Annotated in this window: 18 protein-coding genes; 12 read left to right on the top strand and 6 right to left on the bottom strand. The window is 72.1% G+C overall.

Annotated elements, in window-relative coordinates; all coding sequences use genetic code 11:
• Positions 1-13: 13 nt before the first annotated feature.
• On the top strand, positions 14-1027 hold the full coding sequence (locus tag ACFVGW_RS32530; protein WP_383221822.1) for a PHP domain-containing protein: 1014 nt from the start codon (positions 14-16) through the stop codon (positions 1025-1027).
• A gap of 165 nt (positions 1028-1192) precedes the next feature.
• Here ACFVGW_RS32530 and ACFVGW_RS32525 read toward each other — a convergent pair whose 3' ends face one another.
• Both ACFVGW_RS32525 and ACFVGW_RS32520 read right to left on the bottom strand, forming a co-directional pair.
• Positions 1193-2584 carry an NADP-dependent succinic semialdehyde dehydrogenase gene (locus ACFVGW_RS32525; protein WP_383221824.1) on the bottom strand — a complete coding sequence of 464 codons (1392 nt, stop codon included), beginning with the start codon at positions 2582-2584 and terminating at the stop codon, positions 1193-1195.
• 242 nt (positions 2585-2826) lie between these two features.
• The gene (locus ACFVGW_RS32520; protein ID WP_385854475.1) at positions 2827-3507 is read right to left on the bottom strand and encodes a ThuA domain-containing protein; all 681 of its coding nucleotides are present in this window, start codon (positions 3505-3507) and stop codon (positions 2827-2829) included.
• Between the two features lie 143 nt (positions 3508-3650).
• On the opposite strand from ACFVGW_RS32520, the gene ACFVGW_RS32515 reads away from it, so the two are divergent.
• Entirely contained in the window at positions 3651-4457 is an 807-nt protein-coding gene (locus tag ACFVGW_RS32515) for a class II aldolase/adducin family protein (protein ID WP_383293125.1), read from the top strand.
• A 27-nt stretch (positions 4458-4484) separates the two neighbouring features.
• Here the strand turns inward: ACFVGW_RS32515 and ACFVGW_RS32510 are convergent, their stop codons facing one another.
• Complete coding sequence (locus ACFVGW_RS32510) at positions 4485-5105, bottom strand: TetR/AcrR family transcriptional regulator (protein ID WP_385854474.1); 621 nt, start codon at positions 5103-5105, stop codon at positions 4485-4487.
• A 90-nt stretch (positions 5106-5195) separates the two neighbouring features.
• On the opposite strand from ACFVGW_RS32510, the gene ACFVGW_RS32505 reads away from it, so the two are divergent.
• From ACFVGW_RS32505 to ACFVGW_RS32495, 3 genes are all read left to right on the top strand, one after another.
• Positions 5196-7964: an FHA domain-containing protein gene (locus tag ACFVGW_RS32505; protein WP_385854473.1), complete on the top strand. Its 2769-nt coding sequence runs from the start codon at positions 5196-5198 to the stop codon at positions 7962-7964.
• 103 nt (positions 7965-8067) lie between these two features.
• The gene (locus ACFVGW_RS32500) at positions 8068-8739 is read left to right on the top strand and encodes a hypothetical protein (RefSeq protein WP_383221834.1); all 672 of its coding nucleotides are present in this window, start codon (positions 8068-8070) and stop codon (positions 8737-8739) included.
• Positions 8739-9743, top strand: a complete 1005-nt coding sequence (locus tag ACFVGW_RS32495) for a serine/threonine-protein kinase (protein ID WP_385854472.1) — start codon at positions 8739-8741, stop codon at positions 9741-9743. Before ACFVGW_RS32500 ends, ACFVGW_RS32495 begins: the two co-directional genes overlap by 1 nt.
• 18 nt (positions 9744-9761) lie before the next feature.
• Here the strand turns inward: ACFVGW_RS32495 and ACFVGW_RS32490 are convergent, their stop codons facing one another.
• On the bottom strand, positions 9762-10730 hold the full coding sequence (locus ACFVGW_RS32490; RefSeq protein ID WP_385854471.1) for an NAD(P)-dependent oxidoreductase: 969 nt from the start codon (positions 10728-10730) through the stop codon (positions 9762-9764).
• A 49-nt stretch (positions 10731-10779) separates the two neighbouring features.
• Between ACFVGW_RS32490 and ACFVGW_RS32485 the strand changes: the two genes are divergently transcribed.
• Positions 10780-11367, top strand: a complete 588-nt coding sequence (locus ACFVGW_RS32485) for a TetR/AcrR family transcriptional regulator (protein ID WP_385854533.1) — start codon at positions 10780-10782, stop codon at positions 11365-11367.
• A gap of 64 nt (positions 11368-11431) precedes the next feature.
• On the opposite strand, the gene ACFVGW_RS32480 is transcribed toward ACFVGW_RS32485, so the two are convergent.
• Positions 11432-12769 carry a streptophobe family protein gene (locus ACFVGW_RS32480; RefSeq protein ID WP_385854470.1) on the bottom strand — a complete coding sequence of 446 codons (1338 nt, stop codon included), beginning with the start codon at positions 12767-12769 and terminating at the stop codon, positions 11432-11434.
• A 119-nt stretch (positions 12770-12888) separates the two neighbouring features.
• On the opposite strand from ACFVGW_RS32480, the gene ACFVGW_RS32475 reads away from it, so the two are divergent.
• Together ACFVGW_RS32475 and ACFVGW_RS32470 are read left to right on the top strand one after the other, a co-directional pair.
• The gene (locus ACFVGW_RS32475) at positions 12889-14208 is read left to right on the top strand and encodes a DUF6777 domain-containing protein (RefSeq protein WP_385854469.1); all 1320 of its coding nucleotides are present in this window, start codon (positions 12889-12891) and stop codon (positions 14206-14208) included.
• Between the two features lie 7 nt (positions 14209-14215).
• Positions 14216-14755, top strand: a complete 540-nt coding sequence (locus ACFVGW_RS32470; protein ID WP_385854468.1) for an FBP domain-containing protein — start codon at positions 14216-14218, stop codon at positions 14753-14755.
• A gap of 31 nt (positions 14756-14786) precedes the next feature.
• Here the strand turns inward: ACFVGW_RS32470 and ACFVGW_RS32465 are convergent, their stop codons facing one another.
• The gene (locus ACFVGW_RS32465; protein ID WP_385854467.1) at positions 14787-15992 is read right to left on the bottom strand and encodes an acyl-CoA dehydrogenase family protein; all 1206 of its coding nucleotides are present in this window, start codon (positions 15990-15992) and stop codon (positions 14787-14789) included.
• A 144-nt stretch (positions 15993-16136) separates the two neighbouring features.
• On the opposite strand from ACFVGW_RS32465, the gene ACFVGW_RS32460 reads away from it, so the two are divergent.
• The 4 genes from ACFVGW_RS32460 to ACFVGW_RS32445 all read left to right on the top strand — a co-directional run bounded on the left by ACFVGW_RS32460 (position 16137) and on the right by ACFVGW_RS32445 (position 20147).
• Positions 16137-17312, top strand: a complete 1176-nt coding sequence (locus ACFVGW_RS32460; RefSeq protein ID WP_385854466.1) for a CaiB/BaiF CoA transferase family protein — start codon at positions 16137-16139, stop codon at positions 17310-17312.
• Positions 17313-17405: 93 nt separating this feature from the next.
• Positions 17406-18071 (top strand): GntR family transcriptional regulator, encoded by a 666-nt coding sequence (locus ACFVGW_RS32455; RefSeq protein ID WP_385854465.1) that lies wholly within the window; start codon positions 17406-17408, stop codon positions 18069-18071.
• 135 nt (positions 18072-18206) lie between these two features.
• Positions 18207-18767 carry an exonuclease domain-containing protein gene (locus tag ACFVGW_RS32450; RefSeq protein ID WP_385854464.1) on the top strand — a complete coding sequence of 187 codons (561 nt, stop codon included), beginning with the start codon at positions 18207-18209 and terminating at the stop codon, positions 18765-18767.
• Between the two features lie 129 nt (positions 18768-18896).
• Complete coding sequence (locus ACFVGW_RS32445; protein ID WP_385854463.1) at positions 18897-20147, top strand: glycoside hydrolase family 64 protein; 1251 nt, start codon at positions 18897-18899, stop codon at positions 20145-20147.
• The last annotated feature ends 30 nt before the right edge of the window (positions 20148-20177 follow it).

Below are 20177 nucleotides of genomic sequence, written 5' to 3'. Positions count from 1 at the left end.
GTGAGGAGCTTCTATGGACCCGGTGGCGGCGCTGGACCGGATCGCCTTCCTGCTGGAGCGCTCGCAGGCGCCCACGTATCGCGTACGGGCGTTCCGTACCGCGTCCGCCGCCGTCGCGGCCATGGGGGACGGCGAGGCGCGGCAGCGCGCCGCGGCCGGGACGCTGGAGTCGGTCAAGGGCATCGGGCCCAAGACGGCGGCGGTGGTCCGGGAGGCTCTGGACGGGCGCATTCCGGAGTATCTGGAGCGGCTGGAGGCCGAGATCCCCGTGCCGGAGGCCGTCGGTGGCGAGAACCTCAGGGCCGCGCTGCGGGGCGACTGTCATCTGCACTCGGAGTGGTCGGACGGGGGCAGCCCGATCGAGGACATGGGCCGTACGGCGGCGCGGATCGGTCACGAGTGGGCGGTCCTGACCGACCACTCCCCCAGCCTGAAGGTGGCCCGCGGCCTCTCCCCCGAGCGGCTGCGCGAGCAACTGGACGTGGTGGAGCGGCTGAACGGGGAGTGGGCGCCGTTCCGGCTGCTGACCGGGATCGAGTGCGACATCCTGGAGGACGGTTCGCTGGACCAGGAGCCGGAGCTGCTCGACCGGCTGGACGTGGTGGTCGGCTCGGTGCACTCCAAGCTGCGGATGGACGCCCCGGCGATGACCCGGCGGATGGAGAAGGCGGTACGCAATCCGCTGATGGACGTCCTCGGACACTGCACCGGGCGGCTGGTCAGCGGGGGGCGGCTGCGGCCGGAGTCGGTGTTCGACGCGGAGCGGGTCTTCGCGGCCTGTGCCGAGTCGGGGACGGCGGTGGAGATCAACAGCCGCCCGGAGCGGCTCGATCCGCCGCGCCGGCTGCTGCGGCAGGCGGTGGCGGCGGGCGTCTGGTTCGCGGTGGACACGGACGCGCACGCCCCGGGTCAGCTGGAGTGGCAGATCTTCGGGTGCGCGCGGGCGGAGGAGTGCGGGGTTCCGGCGGAGCGTGTGATCAACACCTGGTCCGCGGAGCGGCTGTTGGAGTGGACGCGGGACCGGTAGACCCTGCGTGGGGCGCGGGACCGGTGGACTGGTGGACCGGTGGACGCCTCGTGGACGCGGGACCGGTGGACCGGTGGACGCCTCGTGGACGCGGGACCGGTGGACCGCCGGGTGGACCGCCGTCTCCCGATGCCCCGCGGGGCATCGGGAGATGGTGGGAGACGGTCAGGAGCGCTGCCAGACCGTGGTCGCGTTGCAGAACTCGCGGATGCCGTGGCCGGAGAGCTCGCGGCCGTAGCCGGAGCGCTTCACACCGCCGAACGGGAGCGCGGGGTGGGAAGCCGTCATTCCGTTGACGAAGACGCCACCCGCCTCCAGGTCCCGCACGAAGAAGGCGATGTCCTCGTCGTTCCGGGTCCACACGTTCGAACTGAGCCCGAACGGCGAGTCGTTGGCGACGGCCACGGCCTCTTCGATGTCACTCACCGGGTAGAGCGTGGCGACCGGGCCGAAGGCCTCCTCCTGGTGGATGCGCATCTCGGGGGTGATGCCGGTCAGCACGGTCGGCCGGTAGAACCAGCCGCGCGGGAACTCCTCGGGACGCGAGCCGCCACAGAGGACCGTGGCACCCTTCCGTACGGCGTCGTCGACGAGCTCCTCCAGGTCGGCGCGGCCCTGCTCGGTGGCGATCGGGCCGACGTCGGTCGACTCGTCGAGGGGGTCGCCGACGGTCAGCGCGGTCATGGCGGCCGTGAAGCGTTCGGCGAAGTCGTCGTAGACGTCGCCGTGGACGATGAAGCGCTTGGCCGCGATGCAGGACTGCCCGTTGTTCTGGACGCGGGCGGTGACGGCGGTCTTGACGGCGCGCGGCACGTCCGCCGAGGGCATCACGATGTACGGGTCGCTTCCGCCCAGTTCCAGGACCGTCTTCTTGACCTCGTCGCCCGCGATCGCGGCGACCGAACGCCCCGCGGGCTCGCTGCCGGTGAGGGTGGCGGCGACGACCCGGCGGTCGCGCAGGACGGACTCGACGGCGCCGGAGCCGATGAGGAGGGTCTGGAAACAGCCCTCGGGGAAGCCGGCACGGCGGAAGAGGTCACCGAGGTAGAGGGCTGTCCTGGGCACGTTGGAGGCGTGCTTCAGAAGACCGGTGTTGCCCGCCATGAGAGCGGGCGCGGCGAACCGGATGACCTGCCAGAGGGGGAAGTTCCAGGGCATCACCGCGAGGACCGTGCCGAGGGGGCGGTAGTGGACCCGAGCGGTGTCGGCGCCCGAGTCCCGGACGTCTCCCGGGGCGGGGTGCTCGTCGGCGAGCAGCGCCTCGGCGTGGTCGGCGTACCAGCGCATGGCCTTGGCGCACTTGGCGGCCTCGGCGCGCGCGGACGTGATCGTCTTGCCCATCTCGGTGGTCATCGTGCGGGCGACGTCCTCGGCGTCCTCGTCGAGGAGGTCGGCGGCCCGGCGCATGAGACGGGCGCGTTCGGAGAAGGAGGTGGTGCGGTACTGCCGGAAGGTCTCGTGCGCGGCGTCGATCCGCCGCTCGACCTCGTCGTGCCCGTGCGCGTCGTAGGTGCGCAGTGTCTCGCCCGTGGCGGGATTCACGGTGGCGATGGCCATGGGTCTCCTCCTGCCCGTCCGTCCAACAGGAACCCTCCCGCGCCGGGGCGTCGATCGCAATCGGGGAGGGGGCACGGGGGTGACGGCCGGGGACGCACGGTGGATGCGGGGCCGGGGCGCCCCCGGACGGGTGAGCGGTGTCCCGTACGGGTGGGGCGGGTGTCCCGTACGGGTGAGGTGGGGGTCCCGTACGGGTGGGGCGGGGTTTGTACGGGTGAGGTCGGGTCCCGTCCGTCGGAGCCTCAGGGAGCGGCGGGCCCGCCCGTGCGGGACACCCAGATCAGCGCCCCGGCCAGGTGTTCCCGGAACACCTCGTCCTCGTACGCCTCCACCGCGTGCCCCAGCGCCGTGAAGAAGACCCGGCCGGCGCCGGCCTCGCGGCACCACACCAGGGGGTGGTCCGCGCCCAGGGTCCCGCCCCGGTACGTCGACTCGTCCGCGCGCGCCAGGACCCGTACGCCCTCGTCCCGGGGATTCGACGTGAAGTTGTACCACTCGTCCGTCCAGGCCCACCGGCCCGGCAGCGCGGCCGTCCCGGGGTGGTCGGAGGCCTCCACGCACACCACGCCCGGCTGGATCTCCGGGTGACCGTCGAAGCGTGTGCCGAGCAGTTCCCCGTAGAAGGGCCAGTCGGGCTCGGCGTTGGCCGCCGCATGGATCGCGAGGAAGCCCCCGCCTGCCCTGACGTACGCCTCGAAGGCCACCCGTCCGGACGCGTCGAGGACCTTTCCCGTCGTCGACAGGAAGACCACCGCCGCGCAGCTTCCGAGCCTCTCCGGGGTGAAGGCGGCCGGATCCTCGGTCGCCTCGGCCTGGTACCCCGCGGCGCCCGCGAGCTCCGCCAGCGCCCTCGCGCCCGCCGTGATCGAGTCGTGGCGGTAGCCCGCGGTACGGGTGTAGATCAGGACGTCCGCGATCGGCACGAGGTGGCCCCCACAGCTAGTAAGCGCTTTCCGGCCCGCCTGACGGTAGCGATCGACGTCCCCACGCCGCAACCATTGGCGAATCGGATACACCTCTGTATCTTTTGGCGGCATCGCGTCCCGCCACCGTGAGGAGCCCCCCCGTGAGCACTCTCCCGCCCGCCCTGGCCGCCGCCGTGGGCCCGCTGCCCGACGGGGTCACACTCCCCCTGCCTCCGACCTTCGACACCGTCGAGGAGGAGCGCCGGTACCGTAAGGAACAACTCGCCGCGGGATTCAGGCTCTTCGGGAGGTTCGGGTTCTCCGAAGGGGTCGCCGGGCACATCACCGTCCGCGATCCGGAGCACCTCGACGCCTTCTGGGTCAACCCCTTCGGGATGAGCTTCAGCCAGATCAAGGCCTCCGACCTGATCCTCGTCGGGCACGACGGCACCCTGCTCTCCGGCAACCGCCCTGTGAACCGCGCCGCGTTCGTCATCCACTCCCAGGTCCACGCGGCCCGCCCCGACGCGGTCGCCGCCGCGCACTCGCATTCGCTGCACGGCAAGGCGTTCTCCAGCCTCGGCGTTCCGCTGGATCCGATCACACAGGACGCGTGCGCCTTCTTCGAGGACCACGGCATCTACGACGACTACCGTGGCGTGGTCAACGAGCTGGACGAGGGCGAGCGGGTCGCGAAGGCCCTGGCCGGACACAAGGCGGTCATCCTCAAGAACCACGGGCTGCTCACGGTGGGCCATTCGGTCGCCGAGGCCGTCTGGTGGTTCATCACCATGGAACGCTCGTGCCAGGCCCAGCTGTTGGCGATGGCCGCGGGCACGCCGCAGCTGATCGACCGCGAGACGGCGCTGATCACGCGGGGGCAGGTCGGCACCCCGCTGGCCGGCTGGTTCCAGGCCCGCCCGCTGTGGGACCAGATCACCGCGTCGGACCCGGATCTCTTCGACTGACCTGCGCCGCGGCCACCGGACTTCGCCCTACTCCCGGGCGCCGGTCTCCCGCGTCGAGGCCTCCAACAGCGGTGCCAGGAATTCCCGTTCGAGCGTTCCCGGCGGAAGCTCCTCCGGCTCGACGTAGCTCTGCGCGAGCCCGCCCTCGCGCAGGGCGATCAGCATCCGGGCGAACCGGTCGGCGTCCACGGTCAGTTCGCGTCCCGCCCTGCGCAGGACGGTCGTCAGGCCCCGGGCGATCTCGGCCCGCAGCCGGGCGTCGTGCCGGGCGAGCACCCACGCGGCCTGCCGGTCCCGGATGGCGTGCAGGGTGAACTCGGTGGTGACGAGGTACCAGTCGCGCTCGTCCGGCTCGATGCGGGAGGCGAGTTCGGCGAGCCGCGCCAGGGTGCAGTCCTCGTCGGCGAGGTCGTCGATCGCCTCCGCGAGCCGTCGTACGGTCCGTTCGCTGTGCTCGTCGAAGAGGGCGAGGAAGAGCTCTTCCTTGCTGGCGAAGTTGGAGTAGTACGCACCCCGGGTGTAGCCGGCGCGCTCGCAGATCTGCTCGATCGAGGTGGCGTGGAAGCCGTGCTCGGCGAAGGTCTCCAGAGCGGCCTTCAGCAGGGCCGCCCGCGTCCTGGGCCGGCGCTTGGTGACACCTTTCGGCACGGGGTGAGCCTCCTTCGGTCGCGGTGGAGGCGCCCACGATACCGGCGGCTCTCGCAGGCACGGATCAGCCCCGGAAGATAAAATTCACGCATGGGAGAGCGGCCCGTCGCGCCCGCCGCACCCGAGCTCGTCCTCGAGATCGCAGGGGACGCGACTGTGATGAGTCCGAGCCGGGTCTACCGCATCGGGCGCGACCCCACCAGTGACATCGTCCTCGACGACGACCGGGCGTCCTGGCACCACGCGGTCCTGCGGGCCGTCGGCGACCACTGGACGCTCGCGGACGAGGGCAGTACGAACGGCACGTTCGCGGACAGCCACCGCATCGCCGTGCGCGAGGTCGGTCCGGGTACGGTCATACGGTTCGGGCACCCCGGAGACGGTCCACGGGCCGTCCTCTCCGGGGCGGCCGTGCGTGCGGCCCCACCCGAGCCCGAGGCACGGGCGCAGGCGCCGGTACGTGCCGAGCCCGAGCCCGGGAGACCCGAGCCGAGGCCCGTACCCGCCGAGCCGGAGGCACCGGCGGCGACGCCCCTGCGTGCCGAGCCCGAGGCTCCCGCGCCGGCGCCGCCTGAGCCCCAGCCCGCGGCACCTGTCGCGGACGTCCCTTCGACCCAGGCCCCCGCGGCGGAGGTGCCCGCGGCAGAGGCGCTCTCGCCGGAGCCCCGTTCCGCTTCCGCGGAGCCCCTCTCGGCGGAGGCCCGTTCCGGCGGATCGCCCGAGGCTCCCGCGCGGGAGCCCGGGCCCGCGACACCGGTGCCTCCGCCCGTACCGGGTCCGGAGACGCCACCCTCACCCCGTCCCGTACCGAGCCCGGAGCCGCCGGCCCCCGCCCCGCCGCGGACACCGCCCCGGCCCTCCTCCGTCTCGCATCCGGCCGCGACCGGCACCTTCCGGCAGCCCACGTCCGTGCGGCCGCTGCCGACGCGCACCGTGCGGATCGGGCGCGCGCCCGACAACGACCTGGTCGTCGACGACCTGGTCGTCTCCCGGCACCACGCCGAACTGAGGGCCCGCGGCGACGGCACGTACTGGATCCAGGACCTCGGCAGTCACAACGGCACCTTCCTCAACGGCCGTCCCGTCGCCGAGGCCCGCGTCACCCCGGACGACATCGTCGGCGTGGGGCACTCCGCGTTCTGCCTCATCGGAGGGCAGCTCGTCGAGTTCACGGACACCGGCGAGGTCTCCCTCGACGTGCAGGATCTGGCCGTCACGGTCGACCAGGGACGGAAGACCCTCCTGGAGGACGTGTCGTTCCCCGTCGGGGAGAAGTGCCTGCTCGCGGTGGTCGGGCCGTCCGGGGCGGGCAAGTCGACGCTGCTCGGGGCCCTGACCGGCCAGCGCCCCGCCGACCACGGCACGGTGCTCTACGACGGGAGGGACCTCTACCGGGACTACGCGGAGCTGCGCCAGCGCATCGGTCTCGTACCGCAGGACGACATCCTCCATCTCCAGCTCACCGTGAAACGGGCTCTGACCTACGCCTCCGAGCTGCGCTTCCCCGAGGACACGGCCGCCGACGAGCGCCGGGCCCGGGTCGACGAGGTGATCGGCGAGCTCGGCCTCGTCGAACGGGCGGACCAGCCCATCCACAGCCTCTCGGGCGGCCAGCGCAAGAGGGTCAGCGTCGCGCTCGAACTGCTCACCAAGCCGTCGTTGCTCTTCCTGGACGAACCGACCTCGGGGCTCGACCCGGGCATGGACCGGTCGGTGATGCACATGCTGCGCGGGCTCGCGGACGACGGCCGTACGGTCATCGTCGTCACGCACAGCGTGCTGAGCCTGGACGTCTGCGACCGGCTGCTCGTGCTCGCGCCCGGCGGCCGTGTGGCGTACTACGGACCTCCCGACGAGTCCCTGGACTTCTTCGGCTTCACCCAGTGGCCGGAGGCGTTCGAGGCCTTCGAGACCGACCGCGGCCGCGACTGGGCCGAGCAGTACCGCTCGTCGCGGCACCACCGCCGGTACATCGCCGACGCGATGCAGCTGACGGGGATGCCGCCCGAGGAGAGCGCGCCGGAGCCCGGTCCGCCGCGGAAGGCGCAGAGCTGGGGTTCCCAGCTCCGCACCCTGGTCCGGCGCTACTCCGCGGCCCTCGCCGCGGACCGGACCTTCATCGCCATCATGATCGCGCTGCCGTTCGTGATGGGCGCGATGGCCCGGGCGCTGTCGGAGGGCAGCCTCAACCCCGAGTCGACGCTGAACGTGCTGCTGATCCTCTGTGTCGGCGGCGTGCTCACGGGGGCGGCGAACGCGGTGCGGGAGCTCGTGAAGGAACGCACGATCTACCGACGGGAGAGAGCCGTCGGCCTGAGCCGCTCCGCGTACCTCATGTCGAAGGTCGTCGTGCTGGGCCTGATCACGGTCGTCCAGGCGGTGGTCCTGACGCTGGTCGCGCTGATCGGGGTGCCGCTCAACGTCCCGGACGGCAAGGGCGTGCTGATGCCGCCTCTCGTGGAGATCACGCTGGCGGTCGCGCTGCTGTCGTTCACGGCGATGATGCTCGGGCTCTTCGTCTCCGCCCTCGTGCGCAAGGAGGAGGTGACGATGCCGCTGCTCGTCCTCCTCGCCATCGTGCAGGTGGTGTTCTGCGGGGCGCTGCTGACCGTCACGGGGACGCCGGTCCTCGAACAGCTGGCGTGGCTGGTGCCGTCGCGGTGGGCGTTCGCGGCGATGGGGGCGACGATCGACATCGGGAAGATCGCACCGAGCGACAAGACGGCGGATCCGCTCATGGAGCACACCGCGAGCGCCTGGCTCTTCGACATGGGGATGCTGGTCGTGCTCTGTGTCGTCCTCGGGTTCGTCGTGGCGCGGCTGCTGCGGCGCCAGGAGCCGGTGATCATGCGGAAGTAGCCGAAGTTTCCCGACCCGGCGTCCAGGATTCTGGATCCACGATCCTGGATCAGATATCCAGGATGAAATATCCAATATCCGGAACAGTGAAGGCAGGCGGCCCATGGGCATCCCGGTCACTCCCCCGGTACCGGACGACATTCCGGACTTCCGTCCGACCCATGTCGTACCGCGCGACGGTCTGCCCACCTGGGAGACCCCCGACCCGGGCCTGCCGACCGTGCCGCTCGACGCGTTCCTGCCCGTGCAGCTCACGGACCGCGTCGGGGACTGGGGCCAGATCCTGTGCTCCAACGGGTGGACCGCCTGGGTCGACGCGCGCCTTCTCGTCTCCGTACCCGTGGATCCGCCGGAGGCCCGTCAGCAGCTCGCCAGGACCGCCGACCCCCGGCCGCTGATCGCCCGGGCGGAGGAGTCGCTCGGCCGCTACCGGCGGGCGGCGGAGGAGCTGGCGGCCGGGGCGGACGGGGACACCTTCGGGCGACGGACGCACGGACTGCGGGTGGGGATGGTGGTCGACGGGGAGTCGCTCTGGCTGTTCGACGCGGAGCACGAGCGCTGGGTGTACTGCGACGGTGCGGCGCTGAGTACGTACGCGGCCTCGGCCGGCCCCTCGGCGGCCGCGACCCCGCCCGAGGGCGGAGTCGCGGAGGCCGGGCACGAGCCGACGCGGGTGGTGCCCCGCCTCGACCAGGGCGACGGCCCGTCGGAGCCCCCGGCGGGACCGCCCCCCACCCGGATCGTGAACCGGGCGGACCAGCAGGGTGAGGGCTGATGGCCGGCGCGGCCCGTAACGCGGATCTGCCCGCCGGCCGGGAGTCGGGACTGGTCGGCAAGCAGATCGCCGGCTACGCGGTCGAGGCCGAGATCGGCCGTGGCGGGATGGCGGTCGTGTACCGGGCACGCGACCTGCGGCTGGACCGGACCGTGGCGCTGAAGCTGCTGGCGCCCGAGCTGGCCCGCAACGACACCTTCCGCAAGCGGTTCGCCCACGAGTCCCGGGTGGCGGCCGCGATCGACCATCCGCACATCGTGCCGGTCTTCGAGGCGGGAGAGACGGAAGGCGTGCTGTACATCGCGATGCGGTACGTCGCCGGACGGGACCTGCGGGCGCTCCTCGACCGCGAGGGTCCGCTGGAGCCGGTGACGGCGGGCCGCATCGCCGTACAGGTGGCGTCCGCCCTGGACGCGGCGCACGCCCACGACCTGGTCCACCGGGACGTGAAGCCGGGCAACATCCTGGTCGCCGAGGGCACCGACCGCGACCATCCGGAGCACGTGTATCTCACGGACTTCGGGCTGACGAAGAAGTCGCTGTCGCTGACCGGTCTGACGACGGTCGGCCAGTTCGTCGGAACGCTCGACTACGTGGCGCCCGAACAGATCTCGGGGAAACCGGTGGACGGCCGCTGCGACGTGTACAGCCTGGCGTGCGTGGTCCAGGAGACGCTGACCGGCATGCCGCCCTTCCGCCGCGACGACGACATGGCTCTGCTCTGGGCCCACCAGTACGATCCGCCGCCCCCGCCGTCCGCGGAACGTCCGGAGCTTCCGGAGGCGGCGGACGAGGTGCTGGCCAAGGCGCTGGCCAAGACTCCGGACGAGCGGTACGGGACGTGCCTGGAGTTCGTCGCGGCGCTGCGGGCCGCCCTGGAGCGGGGCGCTCCCGGTCCGGGCGGTGGTACCGGCCTGCTCGGCCCCGAACCCCCGTCACCGCCCCCCGAACCCCCGGCCTGGGCCCGCCCCGTCTTCCGGACACCACCCCCGACCTGGCACTGACCCCGGCCCGGCATCCGCTCAGCTCCGGGGCTGCCTCGCCGTCCCGCCCTTTGCGAACATCGCGATCAGACGGGTCAGGCTGTCCTCCCCGTACCCCTCGGCCGCCGCACGCCGGAAGGCCTCCAGCGTCGCGCCGGGCAGTGCCGGGTCCACGCCCGCGGCTCGCGTCGTGTGCACGACATGGTCCAGGCTGGCCACGGCCATGGAGATCCGCTCCACGTCACCGTCGTGCCGTCCCGCCTCGATCCGGGGCGTGTAGAAGTCGAGGAACTGGCTCATCCCGCCCAGCGTCTCGGCCGCGTACGGCTTGATCTCGGAGGCGCTGATGCCGTGCGCCTGCGCCAGCGCGACGGTGTGCAGCCACGCGGTCAGGGCGTTCCAGAAGAGGTCCATCTGGAGCTGGTAGTAGAGCGCGGCCAGCCCCGGGTCCTCGCCCCGGTAGTCCGTGCCGGTGATCACCTTCAGCGTGGCCTCGTACGCGTCGAAGAGGTCCCGGGGCCCGCTGTAGTAGGTGTCGAACTCCGTCGAGCCGATCCCCGAAGGCGGCGTCTGGACTCCGCCGGTGAGATGGCGGGCCCCGTGGTGTGCCGCCCAGGCGGCCCCCTCGCGGGCCCGGTCGGGGGTGTCCGAGCTGAGGTTGACCAGGACGCGCCCCTCCAGCGCCGAGGCGGCCGGCTCCAGGATGGCGTACATGGCGGCGTAGTCGGTCAGGCTCAGTACCACCACCTCGTTGGCCGTCAGCGCCTCCTCGACGGTGGCGGCACGCACCGCGCCCCGGGCGACCAGGTCGTCGGCGCGGCCTGGGGTGCGGTTCCAGACGGTGACGCGGTAGCCGGCGTCCAGGTAGGCACCTGCCATCGCCCGGCCCATCGGGCCGAGACCGATGACCGTCACGGACAGGGTGTTCACGGCGGACGTGCTCATGGATGTTCCCCTTCCCCAGAGCGCTTCTAGAACGAACGCTCTAACTAGAGAGGACCGTAGCACAGCGACTAGAACGATCGCTCAAGTTCGGTACTGTGACGGGGTGAAGACCATGACCCCCTACGACCCCGAGACCGCCGGAACCCGCGAGCGGATCGTGCGGACGACCTCCCGCCTGATGCAGCGCCAGGGCTACGAGGGCACCGGCATCAAGCAGATCTCGCGCGAGGCCGGGGCGACGCTCGGATCCGTGTACCACTTCTTCCCCGGCGGGAAGCAGGAGCTCGGCACGGCCGCCCTGCGGCTCGGCGACGAGGAGTTCACCGACTTCCTGCGGGAGGCGCTCGGCACGGAGCCCGAGCCGGAGAAGGCCCTCGTCGCGCTCACCGCGGCCCTCGCACAGGGTCTGCGGGACTCCGACTGGCTCGACGGATGTCCGGTCACCTCCACCGTCGTGGGTACGGCGACCACGGCCCCCGACATCCAGCGGGCGGCCGCCGAGGCGTTCGCCAGGTGGCGGGCGGTGGTCGCGGAGAAGCTGGCCGCGGCGGGGTTCGCCGAGGCGGACGCCGAGGAGCTGGCGCACACGGTGATCGCCACGCTGGAGGGCGCCGAACTGGCGGCGCAGACCGCCCGCAGCGCGGTTCCGCTGGAGGTCGCGGGACGCCATCTGGCGCGCCTCGTCGCCTCGTACCGCTGACTCGCGTACTCGCGTATTCGCGTACTCACGCACCTACCCGCGGCCGCGCGGAGGCAGGCCGGCCTCAGCCCTTCGGCCGCCGCTGATCGGGGGCGTCCACCTCCGTCTCCACCTCGCCGCGGCGGTGGACGCGCGAGGCGAGGAGCCCGCCGAGGAAGCCCGCGACGAGCCCCCAGAGCAGGGCGAAGCCCGCAATCCTCCAGACGTGCGGGCTCAGCACGACCTGGCCGCCGAGGGATTCGAGCTCGCCGATGCCGAGGATGGAGAGCCCGAAGCGCGCTTCGACGTTGGTGAGCGGAGCGACGACCAGCATGGTCAGGGCGAAGGCGATGCCCAGGTGGAGCGCGTGCTGCCAGAGCCGCGTGCGGGACGGCGAGCGGACGGCGGCCACGAACGCCACGGCCAGGACGAGGACGGCCGCGATCGGCAGCATCCACCAGGCCCGGGCGTCGTACGAGGCGAGGGAGGACAGGTCCACGGTGGAGAGGTTGCCGGTATCCGTGCGCAGCACCGCGTCGAGGATCGGGGGCATCGGCAGCCCGAACGGCCCCTCGACCGTCCCCTCCCAGGAGCCTCCGATGCCGACCCCGAGGGCGAGCCAGCTGACGTTGGGCAGGCCGAGCAGGACCACGGCGAACGTCTCGGACGCGTGCCCCCGGGTCGCCGCCACGACGATCCCGATGACCAGGCCGACGAGTACGTACGCGAGGAGCAGGAGCAGCATCGCGGAGGCGACCGGCCGTACGGACTCGTGGTAGCGGACCAGCCGGGGCGGAAGCGGGGTGCCGCGCGAGACCAGCAGGGCGATGAGGAGCACGCCGAGGATCCAGAGCAGGCCGAAGAACAGCGTGGGGCCCACTTCGGTGCGGAACCCGACGGTGGGATCCACCGCGTCGAGGAGTTCGCCGAAGAGGTCGGACATCGCGTCCTGGCTCTCGCCGCCGCCGATCGAGACGGGGAAGTCGTGGCGGGCGAGGGCCGAGAGACCGGCGAGCGCGGCCAGCCAGAGCAGGACGGTGCGCGCGACGCGGGCGAGCAGGTCACGGGTCCTGGCGACGGCGTGATGGCGCAGCGGAAGCAGAAAACAGAAGCCCGTGACCAGTGCGCCCACCAGGGTGACGGTGAGGGGCATGGCGGTGAGATCGGCGTTCGTGCCGGCGAGTGCGCCGGCGTCGCCGGAGAGACCGATCTGGCCGCCCGCGGCCATCACGACGACCGCGGCGACGATGTTCACGAAGCCGCCGGGCAGATCGGCGGCGCCCGCGGCCCAGAGGCCGAGCGCGGCGACGACCGCCATCGCGACGAACCCGGCGAGGACGGCTGCCAACGCCTCGCCCCAGTGACGGGCGAAGTGCTGGGCGTCGTGCGCCGGGCCGGATGTGGTGGGGAGCCGACTGCTCACGTTCTCCACGCTAGTACCGGTGGTTGACCTCCGCAGTCCCGATGGGTGGACGTCGTCCGCTTGCGGGCGGCCCGGGTTCCACGCACACAATGGGCCCGGAACGGAAGAAAGGGAAAAATGTGACTTCCCACCCGCCGTCCGATCGCCCCTCGGTACCCCCTTCGGGTCCCCCTTCGGGTCCGCTCTCGGGCCCGAGCACCAGACCGGGAGCGGCCGGACCCCCGCCGCCCTCCGGGCCGCCGCGCGGCGCCTCGGGGGGTGGTTCGAGCGGTCCCGGCGGCGGAACCGGGGGCGGTGGCGTGCCCGGCGGCGGATCCGGTGGCGGTGACGTACCGGGCGGCCCGGGTGACGGTGGGGCAGGTGGCGCGGGCGGCGGCGAAGGGGGCGGCGGGGGGCCCTGGTGGCGTTCCGTACCCAAGGTGGCGTCGATCGCCGCCGTTCTGGTCGCGGCCATCGCCCTGGTGGTCGTCCTCACCCGTCCGGACGGCAACGGCGACGGCGGTGGCGGCTCGGGAGGCGGCGAGGTGTTCCTGCAGAACGCCTCGGCCACCGGCCCCGATCCCTTCACCAAGTCGACGGCCAGCGCCACCGACACCTCGCAGTCCCCCGCCCCGCTGCCCAGTGCGACCAGGTCCGCGGACGCCACCGCCACGCGCAGCGTGTCGGGCGCGTCGGCGGGTCTGTACGGCGGAACGCGGAACGTGGCGAGCTGCGACGTCGAGCAACAGGTGAGCTACCTCGCCGACCAGCCCGCCAAGAACGCGGCCTTCGCCTCGACCCTCGGCATCTCGGCGAACGAAGTCCCGGGCTATCTGCGCTCCCTGACCCCGCTGCAGCTCCGCGTCGACACACGGGTGACGAACCACGGCTTCCGGGACGGCACCGCCACCTCGTACCAGGCGGTCCTCCAGGCAGGTACGGCGGTGCTCGTCGACGACCGCGGTGTGCCCCGGGTGCGCTGCGCCTGCGGCAATCCGCTGACACCTCCGGTCGCCCAGCAGTCGCCGAAGACGACAGGTACCCGGTGGGCGGGCTACCAGCCCTCCCAGGTGGTCGTCGTGGCGCCCTCGGTGACCGTCGTGAACGTCTTCATCGTGTACGACCCCGAGACCGACGGCTGGTTCGCCCGCGAGCCGGGGGACACGGGAGGCCAGGACAAGCCGACGACCCCGCCGACGGCACCTCCGTCGCCCTCCGTCTCGGACTCGGGGACGGGGACGGGATCCCCCACCTCGCCGGCCCCCTCGACCTCCACACCCTCGTCGCCGCCGGCCCCCGAGTCGCCCGCCTCACCGGATTCGCCCAGTACGAGCACGCCGTCGGGGCCGGCGACCGGCGACACGGCCACGGAAGGACCGGCCACCGGCGGCACGTCGGACCAGTCGGCATCCGGGGTGGGCCCACAGACGGCGGACGGCTCGGCACCTGCCGCCCGGTGAAATCCGGATGCCCGGGCCGCACGATCCGTGTACGGTCCACCGAGTGGAACCTCTCACCGACCGACAGATCCGCTCGTCCTTCGTGAACTGCACGAAGGGCGAGGCAAGCAGACTCAAGCTGCCGCTGGACTTCGCCGAACTGCCCTGGCATGACCTCGACTTCCTCGGCTGGGTCGACCCGGGCGCACCGCTGCGCGCCCACCTCGTGGTGGCCCGTGAGGACGGTCCGCTCGGCATCACCCTGCGGGTGCCCGCCACGAGCCGCACGAGCGCGGTCAAGTCCAGCCTGTGCCAGGTCTGCCTCACGGGGCACGCCTCGTCGGGCGTGACCCTGCTCGCGGCGCCGCTCGCGGGCACGCGCGGACGCGAGGGAAACACGGTCGGGATCTACATCTGCTCCGACCTGGCCTGCTCCCTCTACATCCGCGGCAGGCGCCGGCCCAAGCTGCGGGCCGGCCGCCAGGAGGAGTCGCTGACGCAGGAGGAGCGGATCGAGCGGACGACCTCCAACCTGGACGCGTTCCTCGCCAAGGTGACGGCCGGCTAGACGGCAGCGCCGGGGCGGCGCGGGGCGCTGCTCAGCGGAAGGCCTGCTCGCCCGTGAGCGCCTTGCCGATGACCAGGGAGTGGACCTCGCTGGTGCCCTCGTAGGTGAGGACCGACTCCAGGTTGTTGGCGTGGCGCATCACCGGGTACTCCAGGGTGATGCCGTTCGCGCCGAGGACGGTGCGGCACTCGCGGGCGATGGCGATGGCCTCCCGTACGTTGTTCAGCTTGCCCACGCTGACCTGCTCGGGCGTGAGGCCGCCCGCGTCCTTGAGCCGTCCCAGGTGCAGGGCGAGGAGCATGCCCTTGCCGAGCTCGAGGGACATGTCCGCCAGCTTCTGCTGGGTCAGCTGGTAGGCGGCGAGGGGCCGTTCGAAGACGATGCGGTCGCCCGCGTACGAGATCGCGGTCTCCAGACAGTCGCGGGCCGCGCCGAGGGCGCCGAACACGATCCCGAACCGTGCCTCGTTGAGGCAGCCGAGCGGGCCGGAGAGTCCGCGCGCCTCGGGCAGCATCGCGTCGGACGGCAGCCGTACGTCCTCGAGGACCAGTTCGCTGGTCACGCTCGCGCGCAGGGACAGCTTCTGCTTGATCTCGGGCGCGCTGAAGCCGGGGGTGCCGGCGGGCACCAGGAAGCCGCGGACGCCTTCGTCGGTACGGGCCCAGACGACGGCCACGTCGGCGACCGAGCCGTTGGTGATCCACATCTTGGTGCCGTTGAGCACCCAGTCGTCACCGTCGCGCCGGGCGCGGGTGCGCATGGCTCCGGGATCCGATCCCGCGTCCGGCTCGGTGAGCCCGAAGCAGCCGATGTACTCGCCCGCGGCCATCCCGGGCAGCCACTGCTGCTTCTGCTCCTCGGAGCCGAACTTCCAGATCGCGTACATCGCCAGGGAGCCCTGGACGGAGACCAGGCTGCGCAGGCCGGAGTCGACGGCTTCGAGCTCCAGACAGGCCAGGCCGTAGGCGACCGCGTTGGTGCCCGCGCAGCCGTAGCCCTCCAGGTGCATGCCGAGGACGCCGATGCCGCCCAGCTGCTTGGCGAGTTCGCGGGCGGGGATGGCGCCGGCCTCGAACCACTCGGCGACGTGGGGCCGCAGCTCCTTGTCCGCCATGGCGCGCACGGTCCGGCGGATCTCCCGCTCCTCGTCGCTCAGCAGACCGTCGATCGCCAGCAGATCGAAGGGGTGGACGGGAGTCGGCTTCGACGCGTTCGGCGACTGCGGCGACGGCTTCACGGACGGCCTCCAGGCTCGTGCGACTATGCGGCTATGCGGCGCTCCGAAGCGTATCGGCAGATCGGATTTTGGATCCAGTATTGAATATCGGATCTCCGATGCGTACGTTCCAGCTGGATCCGATCACCGGCGGAGGAGAGCGTGATGGGCGCAGACCAGCAGGTGACGCCCGGTCCCGGGGCCCTGTCCGGGATCCTGGTGGCCGACTTCGGGCGCGTTCTCGCCGGGCCGTACATGACGATGCTGCTGGCCGACCTGGGCGCCGACGTCATCAAGATCGAGCGGCCCGGTTCCGGGGACGACACCCGCGCCTGGGGTCCCCCCTTCGCCGACGGCCAGGCGACCTACTTCCTCGGGGTGAACCGGAACAAGCGCTCCGTGGCCCTGGACCTGACCGACCCGGCGGGTCTGGCCACGGCCCGGGCGATCGTCGAGCGCGCCGACGTCCTCGTGGAGAACTTCCGGCCCGGCACGATGGAGAGACTCGGCCTCGGTTACGAGGACGTACGCGCGTCCAACCCCGGACTCGTCTACTGCTCGGTCACCGGGTTCGGCGCCGCCGAGGGCGCCGGGCTGCCCGGCTACGACCTCCTCGTCCAGGCCATGGGCGGGCTGATGAGCGTGACCGGCGAGCCCGACGGGCCGGGCACGAAGGCGGGGGTCGCGCTCGTCGACGTGATCACCGGCCTCCACGCGGGCATGGGCGTCCTCGCCGCGCTGCGGCACCGGGAACGTACCGGCGAAGGCCAGCGGGTCGAGGTCTCGCTGCTCACCTCGCTCCTGTCCGCGCTCACCAACCAGTCCGCCGCCCACCTCGGCGCCGGCGTCGTTCCCCGGGCCATGGGCAACCGGCACCCGAGCATCGCCCCGTACGAGGTGTTCGAGGCGCGGGACCGCCCCCTGGTCCTCGCCGTGGGGAACGACCGACAGTTCCGGACGCTCTGCGCACACCTCGGCCTTCCCGGCCTCGCCGACGACGCGCGCTTCGCCACGAACACCACCCGCGTCGCCCACCGCGAGGAGCTGGTCGCGGCGCTGGCCGGTCCCCTCGCCGAACACACCGCCGACCACTGGTTCGACGAACTCACCGCCGCCGGGGTGCCCTGCGGGCCGATCAACGACCTCGCCGCCGCCTTCGGTCTGGCGGACCGGCTGGGTCTCGCGCCCCGGGTCCCCGCCGAGGCGGCCGGCCCTGGACAGGTCGTCAACCCGATCACGCTCGGCGTCACCCCGCCCTCCTATCGCGCCGCGCCCCCGCGCCTGGGCGAGCACACCGCCTCCCTGCTCCGCGAGTTGGAAGAGGCCCCCGACAGTCCGTAGGAAGATATAAGGATCACGTTCGGGGACACGGAACGCCGGAACCACCGAACGACCGAACCCACCGAACCACCGAACGACGGAAGGTCACAGGCGATGAGCAGCGCGGTGCGGAAGGGGCGGCCGCCGACCGCCCAGCAGTTCGTCCTGGAGGAGCTGCGGCGCGCGATCACCACCGGTGAACTGCGGCCCGGCGGACAGATCCGCCAGGACGCGCTCGCCGCACGCCTCGACGTCAGCCGCGTGCCCCTGCGGGAGGCGCTGAAGATCCTCGAGGGCGAGGGCCTCGTCGTCCACCACATCCACCGGGGCTACTTCGTCGCCGAGCTGTCGCTCGCGGATCTGGAGGAGGTCTACCGGATCCGGCAGCTCCTGGAGACCGAGGCGGTCCGCATGGGTGTCCGGCGGGGCGAGGACGGGCTGCTCGCCTCGCTGGAGAAGATCCAGCGGGAGGTGGAACGGGCGGCCGACGCCGGGGACGTGACGGTGATGGCCGCGGCCAACCGCCGCTTCCACTTCGCCCTGATCGAGGCCTCCGGGATGCCACGTCTGGTCCGGCTGATCACCACGCTGTGGGACGCCACCGACGCCTACCGTTCGCTGTACTACACGGAGGTGCCGCACCGGGAGTCGGCGGTACGGGAGCACCGCGCCGTGATCTCGGCGGTACGCAACGGGGACGAGGAGGCGGTGGTGCGCGGGCTCGACGAGCACCGGGCGCACGCGGTCGCCGCACTGCGGGAGATCCTGGACCTGGAGTGAACCCCCGGGGTTCGCAGGCCCGTTCACGCGCCCGCCCACCCGTACGTACGCACGGCCTGCGCGCCCATCGGCCCGCACGCCTGTCCGACGAAAATCGGGTGACCCCCTCCGTGCCCCCGTTCTAGCCTCGTCTCCATGAACCATGGACGCCTGCTGAACATCGTCGACGTCGAGGCCACCTGCTGGGACGGGAAGCGGCCGCCGGGGGCCGTGAGCGAGATCATCGAGATCGGGCTCACCGTCGTCGACCTGGACGCGGGAGAGCGGACGGAGCGCCACCGTATCCTGGTCAGGCCTGCCCGATCGACGGTCAGCCCGTTCTGCACCGAGCTGACCGGCCTCACGCAGGCGGAGGTGGACACGGGCGTGGACTTCGCCGCGGCCTGCCGGCTGATCGCCGTCGAGCACGCCGGCGGGCGGCGCCCGTGGGCCAGTTGGGGCGACTACGACCGCAAGCAGTTCACGGAGCAGTGCCGGGTGACGGGTACGGAGTACCCCTTCGGCCACCGGCACACCAATGCCAAGGCCGTCTTCACCGAGGCGAACGGCCTGGCCAGACGCCCGGGCATGGCCCGCGCGCTGCAGGTCGCAGGACTGCCTCTGGAGGGCCGGCACCACCGGGGCGAGGACGACGCCTGGAACATCGCCGCACTCGTCCTTCAGTTGAACGACCGCGGCGCCTGGCCCTCCGCCTAGGGGTACCTCGCATCCCGGACGCCCGAAAGCATTGACAGGGTCATCTCATTCTCACCATTCTGAGAGCGCTCTCAGAGCGCTCTCAGTCCCTTCTCAGCCCTCGCACCCCACACCCGAGGAGCCCCCACAGTGCCTTCCCACCGTCGTCGCCGCAGGCTTGCCCTGCTGGCGCCCGTCACCGCCGCCGCCCTGATCGGCACCGCCGTCACGCTGGCCGGCCCCTCCCCCACGGTCCAGGCCGCGTCCACCGGCGCCGCGAGCGACACCGCCGGGGCCGCCGCCGTCCCGGCCACCATTCCGCTCACGTTCACCAACAACTCCGGCCGCAGCGAGCAGATCTACGTCTACAACCTCGGTACCGAACTCTCCACCGGCCGCCAGGGCTGGGCGGACGCGAACGGCACCTTCCACCCCTGGCCCGCCGGAAGTCCGGTCCCGGTACCGGCGCCCGACGCGGCCATCCCCGGCCCCGCCCGCGGGCAGTCCATGACGATCCGGCTGCCGAAGTTCTCCGGCCGGATCTACTTCAGCTACGGCCAGAAGCTCGTCTTCAAGCTGGCGACCGGCGGTCTCGTGCAGCCGGCCGTCCAGAACCCCGGCGACCCCAACCGGAACATCCTCTTCAACTGGTCCGAGTACACGCTCAACGACTCGGGCCTCTGGCTCAACAGCACGCAGGTCGACATGGTCTCGGCCCCGTACGCGGTCGGCGTCCGGCGCCCCGACGGAAGCGTCACCACCACCGGCCGGCTCAAGCCCGGCGGGTACAACGGCTTCCTCGACGCGCTCCGCTCCCGCCCCGGCGGCTGGGCGAACCTGATCCAGACCCGTTCCGACGGCACCGTGCTGCGCACCCTCGCACCGGGCCACGGCATCGAGGCCGGCGCGCTGCCGGCCACCGTGATGGACGACTACATCAACCGCGTCTGGACGAAGTACAGCTCCTCGACGCTCACCGTGACCCCCTTCGCCAACCAGCCGTCCGTGAAGTACTTCGGCCGCGTCTCGGGCAACGTCATGAACTTCACCGACACCTCCGGCGCGGTCGTCACCTCGTTCCAGAAGCCCGACTCGGACAGCGTCTTCGGCTGCTACAAGCGCCTCGACGCGCCCAACGACCAGGTCCGCGGCCCCATCTCCCGCACCCTCTGCGCGGGGTACAACCGCACCACCCTCCTCACCAACCCCCAGCAGCCGGACACCACGTCGGCCGGCTTCTACCAGGACTCCGTCACCAACCACTACGCGCGCGAGATCCACGCGCGCATGGCGGACGGCAAGGCCTACGGCTTCGCCTTCGACGACGTCGGCGCGCACGAGTCCCTGGTGCACGACGGCAACCCGCAGCAGGCGTACGTCACGCTCGACCCGTTCAACTAGCGACGGACCGGGCCGGAGGCATCGGCTCCG

Origin of the sequence: Streptomyces sp. NPDC127129, assembly GCF_042671585.1 — a bacterium.
Lineage (GTDB): Bacteria > Actinomycetota > Actinomycetes > Streptomycetales > Streptomycetaceae > Streptomyces.
Note: the sequence above shows the minus strand (reverse complement) of the source record. Positions and strands in the feature narration are given on the sequence as shown.